The organism is Leptospira noumeaensis (assembly GCF_004770765.1).
GTDB classification, from domain to species: Bacteria; Spirochaetota; Leptospiria; order Leptospirales; family Leptospiraceae; genus Leptospira_A; species Leptospira_A noumeaensis.
In genome coordinates this window covers 187,902-199,468 of record NZ_RQFK01000026.1, presented here as the reverse complement: position 1 = coordinate 199,468, position 11,567 = coordinate 187,902, and the positions used below count along the sequence as shown (strand labels likewise).

At 38.6% G+C, this 11,567-nt stretch carries 10 protein-coding genes; 3 read left to right on the top strand and 7 right to left on the bottom strand.

The genetic code is table 11. The features are described from left to right. Positions 1–225: 225 nt before the first annotated feature. Complete coding sequence (locus EHQ24_RS09040; RefSeq protein WP_167483071.1) at positions 226–636, top strand: DUF5329 family protein; 411 nt, start codon at positions 226–228, stop codon at positions 634–636. 285 nt (positions 637–921) lie between these two features. Here the strand turns inward: EHQ24_RS09040 and EHQ24_RS09035 are convergent, their stop codons facing one another. Further along, positions 922–1,770 carry an NmrA family NAD(P)-binding protein gene (locus tag EHQ24_RS09035; RefSeq protein ID WP_135601340.1) on the bottom strand — a complete coding sequence of 283 codons (849 nt, stop codon included), beginning with the start codon at positions 1,768–1,770 and terminating at the stop codon, positions 922–924. A gap of 146 nt (positions 1,771–1,916) precedes the next feature. Between EHQ24_RS09035 and EHQ24_RS09030 the strand changes: the two genes are divergently transcribed. Next, the gene (locus tag EHQ24_RS09030; protein ID WP_135601339.1) at positions 1,917–2,813 is read left to right on the top strand and encodes an AraC family transcriptional regulator; all 897 of its coding nucleotides are present in this window, start codon (positions 1,917–1,919) and stop codon (positions 2,811–2,813) included. Here the strand turns inward: EHQ24_RS09030 and EHQ24_RS09025 are convergent. From EHQ24_RS09025 to EHQ24_RS09005, 5 genes are all read right to left on the bottom strand, one after another. After that, a complete protein-coding gene (locus EHQ24_RS09025) occupies positions 2,781–3,650 on the bottom strand; it encodes an RNA polymerase sigma factor (RefSeq protein ID WP_135601338.1) in 870 nt (289 codons plus the stop codon). The two genes, EHQ24_RS09030 and EHQ24_RS09025, sit on opposite strands and share 33 nt — an antisense overlap. Beyond that, complete coding sequence (locus tag EHQ24_RS09020; protein WP_135601337.1) at positions 3,650–4,024, bottom strand: DUF1304 domain-containing protein; 375 nt, start codon at positions 4,022–4,024, stop codon at positions 3,650–3,652. The genes EHQ24_RS09025 and EHQ24_RS09020 overlap by 1 nt, the downstream gene beginning before the upstream one ends. Positions 4,025–4,138: 114 nt before the next feature. After that, positions 4,139–5,596 carry a hypothetical protein gene (locus tag EHQ24_RS09015; protein ID WP_135601336.1) on the bottom strand — a complete coding sequence of 486 codons (1,458 nt, stop codon included), beginning with the start codon at positions 5,594–5,596 and terminating at the stop codon, positions 4,139–4,141. Positions 5,597–5,984: 388 nt separating this feature from the next. Beyond that, positions 5,985–7,601 (bottom strand): hypothetical protein, encoded by a 1,617-nt coding sequence (locus tag EHQ24_RS09010; protein ID WP_135601335.1) that lies wholly within the window; start codon positions 7,599–7,601, stop codon positions 5,985–5,987. A gap of 314 nt (positions 7,602–7,915) precedes the next feature. Further along, entirely contained in the window at positions 7,916–9,346 is a 1,431-nt protein-coding gene (locus EHQ24_RS09005; RefSeq protein ID WP_135601334.1) for a glycogen/starch synthase, read from the bottom strand. Positions 9,347–9,416: 70 nt separating this feature from the next. Here EHQ24_RS09005 and pckA point away from each other — a divergent pair, with 70 nt between their 5' ends. After that, a complete protein-coding gene (gene pckA / locus EHQ24_RS09000; protein WP_135601333.1) occupies positions 9,417–11,009 on the top strand; it encodes a phosphoenolpyruvate carboxykinase (ATP) in 1,593 nt (530 codons plus the stop codon). A 105-nt stretch (positions 11,010–11,114) separates the two neighbouring features. On the opposite strand, the gene EHQ24_RS08995 is transcribed toward pckA, so the two are convergent. Further along, positions 11,115–11,531 carry a DUF1761 domain-containing protein gene (locus tag EHQ24_RS08995; RefSeq protein WP_135601332.1) on the bottom strand — a complete coding sequence of 139 codons (417 nt, stop codon included), beginning with the start codon at positions 11,529–11,531 and terminating at the stop codon, positions 11,115–11,117. Positions 11,532–11,567 lie beyond the last annotated feature (36 nt).

The window sequence follows — 11,567 nt, the reverse complement described above, 5'->3', positions numbered from 1 at the left end:
TTTGGGAATGTCCAAAAAAATATGCTAGAAAAAAATGCTTATTGACTATAGGTCAATTTAAAGTAACTAAGAGTCATTTATACGTGACTTATAGTCATAAAATTCAGAAATTTTGTTATGATTTACTTAAATCTTTCTATACAAATTAAAATTTACAAATCAACATTCGATACAAGATAAATTTAAATTTTGGTTTCTGCAAAATCGAAAAATTAGGATGTATTTATGAAAGTTCTTCACTCTTTTGGAATCGTATTCTCTATTTTTGTTTTCTTTGGTTCAACCTTTTCTCTTTTAAATGCAAAAACAAGCTCTTGTCCCGAATTGACTGAGGAACAAAAAATTGAAAAACTTTTGGCAAAAGTAGGGAAGGTACAAGGGAGTTTGATTCGTAATGGAGAATCTCATCCGGCAGATGCCGCAGAGAAACATCTACGTTATAAATTAGAAGAGGCAAAAAAATCCTTCTTTGCACCTGATCCTAAAGAATGGACTGCGAAACTTTTCATTGAAAAAATTGCATCGAAATCATTTCTAACGGGAACTCCCTACCTAATCAAATTTTCTGATGGTAAAGAAATCAAATCAAGAGATTGGTTACTTGGTGAATTGAGTAAGATCGAGTCTTGTTTGTAATTTAGAAATTTAATTGAGGATAGTAATTATTTATATTTGTTTCTCCTATGTTAAAGATACAGAATCAAATATAAAAATTGATTCTTTCATGCAGCTAGATTCAATATTGTTAAGGTTAAGAAAGAAACGTTTCTGCCAGTGGATCATCATTTTTACCATTTCGTAAGTTACTCCTTAGAAACGGACTGGAAGATGTGACTGGCGGTGCCGCCAACCACATCTTAATCGCAGATTAAAATTCAATCTTCCTTAAAGTAATCAAATGGTAAAACGAGATGTTTGCACTTATTTCCAAGCATCCGCATTTTCTTTTGCATATTGACTAAAAGAAATGGGATCTTTTCCTGTCAGAGTTTTTACTGTGTCGACGATAGGAGATGCAAATCCTTCTTTTAAGGCACCTGCGATCATCACAAGAAACGCTGCATAATCTTTTGGAAGACCAGCTGATACAAGAGAAGATTCAAATACTTTTGGATCTACATCTACATACCCAATTGTTTTTCCACTTACTTTTGTTAAATGGTTTGCCACTTCATTGTGGTCTATCGATTCAGGCCCTGTTAATGTAAAGGCTTGGTTTTCGTTTTTGGTGGTTGTTAGAAGCACTGCTGCCACGGACGCAATGTCTTTTGCATCAATGAAACTTGTTTTTGCCGATCCACCTGGGAAATAAATTTTTCCATCTTGTTTGATTCCTGAAATCCAGAAGGTATGGAAGTTTTGCATAAACCAGTTAGGGCGAATGATATTCCAAGGAATCCCTGCTCCTTCGAGTAGTATCTCGGTTTTGCGAAATGGTGCTTCTGGTGGTGCGTGTTCGACACCCATTGCTGTCATAAGAACTAATTTTTTAAGGCCTACTTGTTTTGCTTTTTCAATCCAAGGGGCAAGAATTTCGTATTGGTTGGTTTGGCCAGGAGGGCTTAAAAAATAAGCTGCATCCACTTTTTCCAAAACTTCCAATCCTTTGGTGAGTTCGCTAGAATCAGCAAACACCCAGTGTAAGTGAGTAGAACTCTTTTGGGATTCCGGTTTTCTGGATCCTGCAAAGACTTCGTGTCCCGCTTTTAATAATTCGGTGACTAGGTGACCACCTACGAGTCCAGAGCCGCCATATACAAATACTTTCATAGTTAATCCTTGAATTCGGAAAGATTCCGTTATTGTCTTACTAGAATACTCTTAATTTTTTAGACTGTCTATGTCATAAAATATTAAAAATATGTCCAATCGTATAAAATGGTAGACTTTTGGTAGGAATTCGGCGAAAAAAGGCCATGGATCTACTTTCTGATATACTCGCCTCTGCCAGTTGGAAAAACGACCTACTTTCCAAGGGTCAAATTTTTGATAGTTTTGGGTTCCTTTTCCCTTGTGAAAAAAGTGGTGGTTTTCATGTCGTAACACAAGGCAGCTGTTATGCGAGAGTGGAAGGAACAACAATCCCTTTACATAAAGGGGATCTAATTTTTATCACTAGAGGAACCAATCACGAATTGTTATCAGACCCTAAGGCAAAAGTTGTCACCATTGAACGTTTCTTAAGTGACAAGGAGATCCGTATCAAAAAAGAAAATCCTGTTACAACCTTTGTTTCTGTTCGTTATGAAATCCCGCCAGGCCCCATCCATCCGCTTTTTTTGGAATTACCAGAATACATCCATATACCTTACGAAACCATCGAGGCCCATCATGCACTCGGAGATATCATTCAAATTCTTTCTCGTGAATTAGAGCTCAATCTTGGAACAGATTTAATTGTTCAAAGGTTAACGGATATTTTGTTATATTATATGTTGCGCATGTGGCTAAACCAAAATGTAGATTCACAATCTGGTTGGATCAAAGCCTTTCATGATACACAAGTCTTGTACGCACTTGAAAAATTACACAATGGGTATCACAAAGATTGGACGATTGAATCTTTGGCAAAAGAAACAGGGATCTCTCGGGCAAACTTAGCCAATCGTTTTCGTGATGTTTTGGGAATTCCTCCGATGGAGTATTTGGCAAAACTTAGAATGGAAAAAGCCAAACAAATGTTTCAAAAAGGAAATATGGGTCTGGAAGAAATTGCACAGAACGTAGGTTATTCGTCTGCTTTTTCTTTTTCGAAAGCATACAAACGAATTTATGGAAATTCACCGAGCCGAGAGTGGAAACGAGTTGTGTAAAAGTGTGCGAATGTTTTCTAACTGATTTTTTTTAGGTAAGTATTCTGGATGATTTCGAAATACCTCCGCTGCTTTCCTAATTTTAGAAGTATCGGCCATCATTGGTTTTATTTCTTTCCATCTTCCATCTAGTTTCATTTGTTCTGAAAGTTTGAGATAGGATTTGATCCTTCCGGCCCTTGTGGCATAACCGATTCGATTGGGGCAATGGCAGGGGTTTTCTGCTTTTGTGAGACTACATTCTTTTCCAAGAAATGTTTCCATTTGTTTTCTAGACCTAGATAACTTTTGGCGGAAGGCTTCTGGTCGAATTCCCATCACCAAGGCTCCTTCTTCACTGGATGTTTGGAACACTTCCCCTAAAAGATAAGCCATTCGGTAAGGCCTAGAAAGACCTTGTAACATGGAATAGGTGCAAGCTACCTGAACATGTAAAACAAGTTCGGAAACTGGGGGAGAGGATTCTTCATCCATGGTTACAGTTGGGAATTCAATAGGAGGTTGGAAAGGTTTTTGTGTTCGGTGTAATTCTTCGCGAATGGCTCGCAAATGTACTTTCCTTCGTTCCATTTTTGATTTTTGTACATTGATCAAATGGTTACTGGCAATCCGGTAGATCCAAGTCGAAAGTTTACTTTCTTTCCTAAACCCACCTAAGTTTGTAATCACCTTTACCAAAATTTCTTGGGTAGCATCTTCCGCATCTTCTGGATTCCATAAAAATTTCAAAGCCAATGAAAACACCTTTGGTTGGAAGATTTGAATCAGTTCTTCCAAAGCATTGGTTTTCCCAGCAAGTGAACTCTCTAATAGTAAAAGATGCGGATCTTCGATCATTATTTTTTGTTAGCTACGTAATGAACAACAAGAGCAAGGAAAGCTGGTAATCCTTGTGAAAACAAAATGGAAAACTTAGCAGTTGCTGAACCATAAATCCCTGCCACTACCACACAAATCAGAAAAAACAAAATGGTTTGGAATTTTTGTGTTTGGTCTTTGATGAAAAACAAAGCCCAAAAAAGTCCAGCTGCTAAAAATCCATTATAAAGACCTTGGTTTTTTGCAAGCTTAGCAGTGATCTCTGCAGTTTCAGGTGTTAGTTGGAATACTTTCATTCCAAACTCTGATTTCCAAAGGAACATTTCCAATACCAAAATGAACACATGTTCAACAGCAACAAATCCAGTCAGGATTACGGAAAGAATCTTCATATCATTCTCCTAAAGAACGGTTTTTCTATTGGGACAATTGATTTTACCGTTTGTGACAGAATGGGAAGAAAAAAATGAGAAAATACCGCTAGTTTTGTTCTGAAAAAGAGCCGTTTAAGGTTCCTCACTTGCAGGACGAGTTGAGATTTCTGCATAGCGGGTCATACTTGGGAATTGAATCACTGTATCCAAACGAACCAGTCGCCCTTGGCAAACTTCACAAGCTTTGGATTCAAGTCCCACAGGGTACGCTGCACCTGTGGCATTGGTTTCATAATAAGCCTTTGTGAATTTGCCTGTTTGGTCCAATCGAACGGTAAGACTTTGATTTTCATTGGTACCAGGTCCGTTTTCTATGTTACTAAGACTCGAATAACGTTTGTTTTCTTCTGGGCCGAGTAGTTTTACTCGAAGTTGATTTCCAGGCATAAAGGATATTGAAGGAAATACATCGGAAACTGCTTCATCTTCAGTACTAACAAGTGTATGCCAAAGTGGATTCCCAATCCAATCCGTCTTAAAAAAAAGAAAACTCCGATAGAGTTCATTTACGGCTGGTAAAATTGGACTTCCGAAGTTTCCTGCATAGAATCCACTGCCAAAAAAACCATCTTCTCCAGAAATCAGTGCAGTTGAAATCACATTCGTCTGAGATGGGTCACTTGATCCCAAATAACTTACATTAAAGATCTGAAATCCCTCTATAGAAAGGTTGATAATAATTGGTCTAGGCCTAGTATTGTTTGGATAAGGATGGCCGGAAAATCCTGCTATATTTCCATTCGCAACTCCATACAAAAGTATGTTTTGAAATGTTCCAAGTACGGCTGACCGGATCGCGACAGCGTTGTTTGGCGTTCCTACAATGTACTTTTGTCGAATGGGATTGCCGTTCCCGTTAATGATTGCCCAGCCAGTTTCTAAAATGTTTCCACCTAAGGATGTTTGTTCTGGTGGTGCGAATTCAACAAACCCGATTGTATCCGTATATGGGTGAAGTGTTCCAAAAAAAAAGTGAACATTATCTTTTTGGTCAACGACGATTGAGGAATACGCGTCGTCCAAAGCTTCATTACTTTTGTCTAAATATGTTTGCCAGATGCGATTTCCATTTTGGTCGAATCGAACAAAAAACATAGAGTCTTCATTGTTTTTTTCTGATATAGGTGCCGGTAAATTTTGCCCTGAATAAACGTAGGCCTTCACCACAAAATCACCGTTAGTAAACTCAGCAAGATTTGTTGATTGTGGAATATTACTATTGAAAGCTGTGGCAGTCACACCCAAATAATCCAACCATTCAATTTGAAAATTTTTTCCATTGATCAGAGCTACAAAAAACTGAGCCCCCGAAGTATAAGAATAATTTTTTCCTGTATTGGAACCATTCCACTCAAGAGCTTCTCCGGTTGCTCCAAAAACAACAAGGTTTCCATTTTTTAATTTTAATAGATCGTAGGCAAAGACTTGCGCTCCGCCTGAGCCCAGTTGAATTGTTCCTCTCAAATTCGGTGTACAAAGGCTATTTAAATAGGACTCCCATAACCAAGTTTCCATAAAACTTTGAGACATTGGATCTTTAGGATTGTTTAATTTCAGTTTACAGTTGTTAAACTGCATTTGGATTATAAAGAGAATAATAAGTAAAGAAAACTTCCGTATGAAATTGATCAATTGTTCCATCGCCAAACTAATTTTCCTTTCAGTAAAGAAAGGTTTTTTATATTTTAGGTCATACTTTGAGAAGCGATGAATTCCTCAAGTCCTTTGTCCTGATACCAATCGGAATCATTAACATCTTAAAAATATTCTAAATTTGATTTGAATTTTTATATCCAATTGTTAAGTAAAAATTGAATATTCTCTATTATTAATGTAATTAGTGTATATTAAACAAATTAACATTTGGGTTTTTGTTTTTGGTATTAATCCTTGTGAATGTAGTGGATATCTTGATTGTTTAAGGTTCTTCAGATGCGGGGCGTGTTGTTACTTCTATCCTTCGCGCGGTAGTGGCCGTCGCAAAAGAGTTAATCCTAGTATAGATGGTTACCATCCTACCAGAACAAACTTCTGCTTGGTTTGAAATAAAGACTCCATTGGTTCCGTTAGAATCAGTACTCCCTTCGTATAGTTGTAATTGTTGGAAGGCACCGGTAGTCGGATTCATTTTTAATCTGGCTTGGCCGAGAGCATTGACCACGGATCCCGATTGGATATTAGATGAGATTCCCGTATAAGGAGATCCATTGTCCACTGTTAGTAGGTTTCCCACCAATTCTCCTCTGACACTGTTATAAATCAGATTTCCCGGAATCACATCCGGTACATTATAAAGCGTTGATCCTAAGTATTGGCTCCATAACAAATTTGTGGAACTACGATCTGGTTTTAGAATTTGATAGTTTCTTCGGCCAGTAGTTCCTTGGAATGGATGGATTGTATTTGGTGTGGAATCAGTTTCGTTTATCATTCCAACCAAATATACTTCCCCATTGGCCAAAAGTGATTTTCGGATTTTTGAGGTAGTGGCGGCAGTTGTTGGTCCATAATAACTAATTGAATCCAGTCCGAGAGATAAATTCATAATCCCGTAAAACCCTCTTGCTTCGTTCAATCGGGGATGGCCGGAAAATGAAATGAATTCATTGGCAGTATCTCCGGCTATCAGTAGTTTGTCGGAATAGGATTTAAATAGAACGGCATCGGTAGAGTTACCTGGGTTTGGCAAGAACCTTTGGCTGATTCCTTGTCCGTTTCCAGACACTAAAGCAAATCCAAGTTCTTTTTGACTCGCTATGGTAGAATTTGTTGCGGTGGAGGGTGTTGGTAATCCAGGAAAACTAAGTCCCGTGGAATCAACAGTTGGCGTGGACGCTTCTGATACACCTTGGTATAAAATTGCCATTTGATCAGAAGGAGTGATCGTCATAGCATATCCTTTGTTAGAGAGCCTTGTATTGTCTTTATTGGCATAACCTTGCCAAATGATTTCACCGGTATACTGGTTGTATCTAGCAAGGTAAAATGCTAATGTACCTGATTTTGCATTCAGGGTATTGGATCTCCCAGTTCCATTGACGAGTGCAAAAAAACCAAGATCCCCATTGGAAAATTCATCTACAGAAACCACTTCAGGGATTGGCCAATCTTCCACCCCGTAACTCATTTCTCCCAAATAATCTAACCAAAGAATGCGAGAAAAATACCGATCAATGACAAAAACCACTCCGTTTAAAACAGAGTTTTGGTGGTTGGTATGGATTCCGTATGTGTTTCCATTCCAAGCTAAGGGTTCTTGGGTGACTGCTGTGACTACAGTGTTTCCACTCTTTAAAGCTTTGACTGAAAGTGGAATGACTAGTGTATTTCCAGTTCCCAAAGAAAAACTTCCTCGTACATCGGGGATACAGCGTGTATTTAAAAATGCATTCCAAATTGCGGTTTCAAAATAACTTTTAGATCTAGGATCGCTGGGATTGTTTAGGTTCAGTTTGCAATGGCTGAAAAAAAAACCAATCAAGAGAAAATGGAAAAGAACAAAGGTAAAAGTATAAATTCGATTTTGTGACAACATGTTACTTTCCAAATCCATCATATGGAATGAATGATGGAAATTAATTATTGAGTTAGACTTTAAAAAGAACAGATAAGGTGAACTTTCACAAGTCATTTGTGGGTTTTAAAATGAAAAATTATTAGGGGAATTGCGAGGAAGTTTCCAATATGATTTGGACTCATGTAAACTTAAAATTCCATGCGCCAGCGATTGCAGCGGAAATCCTTTCGCGAAGCGAAAGATTGGAGCGTAAAGCGCGGTCGTTCTTAGGTGGGATTAACATCAACTAACAAGTTCGAGGCGCCAAATAATTTAAATATTAAAAGTAAATTTTATAGATTTGATTCAATTGCTCTAGAATAAACTAAATCATATTCTAATTTTCTTTTTTTCCAACTCCAATCCAAATTCATAATGTTTTTTACAACGATTTCGCGGTCGATAGATTCGAATAGGTCTTTGGCGCGTTCGAGGGCATATCCCAACGAACCCACGTCATTTGGTTCAAAAACAATTCCAGTTTTGAATGGTAAAAAAATGGATTCTTCTACTGTATCTTTCAGTCCTCCCACACGAGAAACAATGGGGATGGTTCCGTAAGTATGGCTGTACATTTGGTTCAGGCCACAGGGTTCAAAGAGGGATGGCATCAGAAAAAAATCGCTAGCCGCTTCGATTTTATGGGCAAGACTTTCGTTGTATCCTTTATAAAAATAAAATACATCAGGAATGGTTTCGGAAAGATGGAAAAAAGCATTTTCTGTTTCTTGATCACCTGAGCCAAGAATCACATAACGGTGTGATAGGTGGTGTCTTTCGGACAATGCTTTTAAGAATGTAGGAAATCCTTTTTGGTAGGTAAGTCTTCCGATAAGACCAACGAGAGGGGCATCCAGAGGTAAAGAAGGCCTTCCAATTTCTAGATAGAGCTCTTTTTTATTTTTTAATTTTCCTTCTTTCCAATTCCGTACCGAGTAGGTTTTGTAAATCCGTTTGTCTTTTTTTGGATTCCATTCTTCTGTATCGATTCCATTTAAAATTCCCGAATAGTCAGATGCTCTTTGGTTTAAACAATAACTGAGACCAAATCCATTTGGTTCTGAGAGCGTTTCTTGTCTATAGCCTGGACTGACTGTGGTAATTTGATTCGCAGAAAGAATTCCTGCTTTCATATAATTGCATTTTCCATCATGGTCAAAGGGACTTGTGATGAGTCGAAAAGGATCTTCTTTTAAAAATCCTGTCATCCAAAAGGGATGGTCCCCCTGGTAAGCCAAATTGTGGATGGTGAAAACACTGGGTATTGGTTTTACAGAATCCTTTTGTAAGGCAAGTGAGAGTGCTGTATGCCAATCATGGGCATGGAAAACATCTACATTTAGAATTTGACTTAAAGCATAACAAGCATAAGAAAACATGGCAAACCGAAAGTGTTCTTCCGCATGACCATAAATGGAATCTAGTGGTTGGAATAATTCTGATTCAAAAAAATATAACTTCACACCACCTTCTTCCGCTTCCAAAAACCGTGAGGCTTTGAGAACAGATGCCACCACGGAATCGATTGGGGCATCTTTGGGGAGAAGGGCAGGAAATTTTTGACCAGTCCACTGGGGAGGTTTTCCCAACCTACCAATCAAAGGTAATGCGACATAAACTTCTTCGGTCTTGGCCTGTTCTTTGGTGAGTGAGGCAAGCATATCTGCAAGGCCACCCATCTTGATGTAAGGAAAATATTCTGCCGATGCGTGTAGAATCTTCATTTTCTGTTATTGACACCGACTCGCAAAATAAGAAGCTAGAAAAACACAAAGTGAAATCGAGGAGAGATCCATGTCAGTATCTACTAATCTAAAAGGCCTTGCTGAACTCGGCCTGAAACCATCCGAAGTCTTCCATAACTTATCTTACGAAGAAATTTACCAGCACGAATTGAACAACAAAGAAGGTGTTACTTCTGATAACGGAACGATGATGGTAGATACCGGAATTTTTACGGGTCGCTCCCCTAAAGACAAATACTTTGTCGATGAACCTTCTTCCCAAAATAACATTTGGTGGGGCCCGGTCAATACAAAGGTTTCCGAAGCCATCTTCAACGAACTTTATGCAGAAGTAACCAAATTCCTCGATAACAAAAAACTTTATGTTTTTGATGGTCATGCTGGAACTAACGATGACACACGTATCTCTCTCCGTGTGGTTACAGAAAGAGCTTGGCAACACCACTTTTGCACAAACATGTTCCTTCGCCCAACCAAAGAAGAACTCGCAAAACTAAATCCAGAATTTACTATCATCAACGCTTCTGGTTACAAAAACACAAAATACAAAGAACACGGCCTTAACTCCGATGTATTTGTGATCTTCCACTTGGCAAAAAAAATCTGTATCATTGGTGGAACGGAATACGGTGGGGAAATGAAAAAGGGAATTTTCTCTGTCATGAACTACTACCTTCCACTTAAAAACGTGCTCACTATGCATTGTTCAGCTAACGTTGGTAAGGATGGAGACAGCGCTCTTTTCTTTGGTCTTTCTGGAACAGGAAAAACAACTCTTTCTACTGACCCACTTCGCAAACTCATCGGTGATGATGAACATGGTTGGGACGATAACGGAATCTTCAACATTGAAGGTGGATGTTATGCAAAAACCATCAACCTAGATCCAAAAACAGAACCAGAAATCTATGCTGCGATCCGTCGTGATGCCCTTCTCGAAAACGTTGTGTTTGATGCAGGAACTAAAAAGGTAGATTACTCTTCTGCTGCGAAAACAGAAAACACACGAGTATCTTACCCAATCTTCCACATCGACAACATTCAACCAGGATCCAAAGCAGGTCACCCAAACACAGTGATCTTCCTTACTTACGATGCTTACGGTGTCCTTCCTGCGGTTTCTAAACTTTCTATCGAACAAGCAATGTATCACTTCCTTTCTGGTTACACAGCTAAGGTTGCGGGAACTGAGCGCGGTGTGAAAGAACCACAAGCAACTTTCTCTGCTTGTTTCGGTCAGGCGTTTATGACTCTTCACCCAACATACTATGCAAAGTTACTCGGTGAAAAAATGAAAAAACACAAAGTAAATGCATACCTCATCAACACAGGTCTTGTTGGTGGAAAGTATGGTGTAGGAAAACGTATGAACCTTCCTGCCACTCGCCAAATCATCAATGAAATCCTTAACGGTAACATTGAAAAGTCCGAGTTCGAAAAACACCCAGTATTCCAAGTGTCTTTCCCAAAAACCATCGAAGGTGTGGATTCACATATCCTTAACCCACGTAATGCTTGGGAAAACAAAGAAGACTACGACAAAACGGCAACTGACCTTGCAAAACAATTCATTGAGAACTACAAAAAATACCTCACTGGTTCCAAAGAATTTGACTACAGCCAATACGGTCCAGTAGCGTAAGGGTTAAGCCAAAAATACAAACTACGCCGACTTAGTTTGCTAAGTTGGTAGATTGGTTTGGATCAAAGCCGCTCCTCCGAAAGGGAAGCGGCTTTTTTTATGTGTTTAGAAGTTTTGGATGAGTAGAAAAGAGGCGATATTGATTCCTACGAGGTGGTAGGCGCTGGAAATGATGCCATATAGAATGGGCCTCGGAATGTTTGGATTGATGGCGATAGTAAAGGTATTGGCAGCTAAATATCCAATTCCAATCAAAGATCCCCATCGGAGTGCATCGGCCATTTGGTTGATTTGCAAAGTTGAGAAGAAAATGGCTGTGGTGACTAAATTGAATAGAGTACAAATTCCAGGGCCAATGATAAATATTGCTGTTAACGGTGTAGGTGTTTCGTTTTCTTTTCCGAGAGATATTCTATATGGTTTTTCAAATAAAATGGTAAACCAAACGTAACCTAGAAAAAAATAGACAAGGAATGCCAATCCGATAGCAATCCAATTCAAATTTAATAAAATTTGTAACATAAACAATCTTCCTTTGGTAGATAAGTATTGAATCTT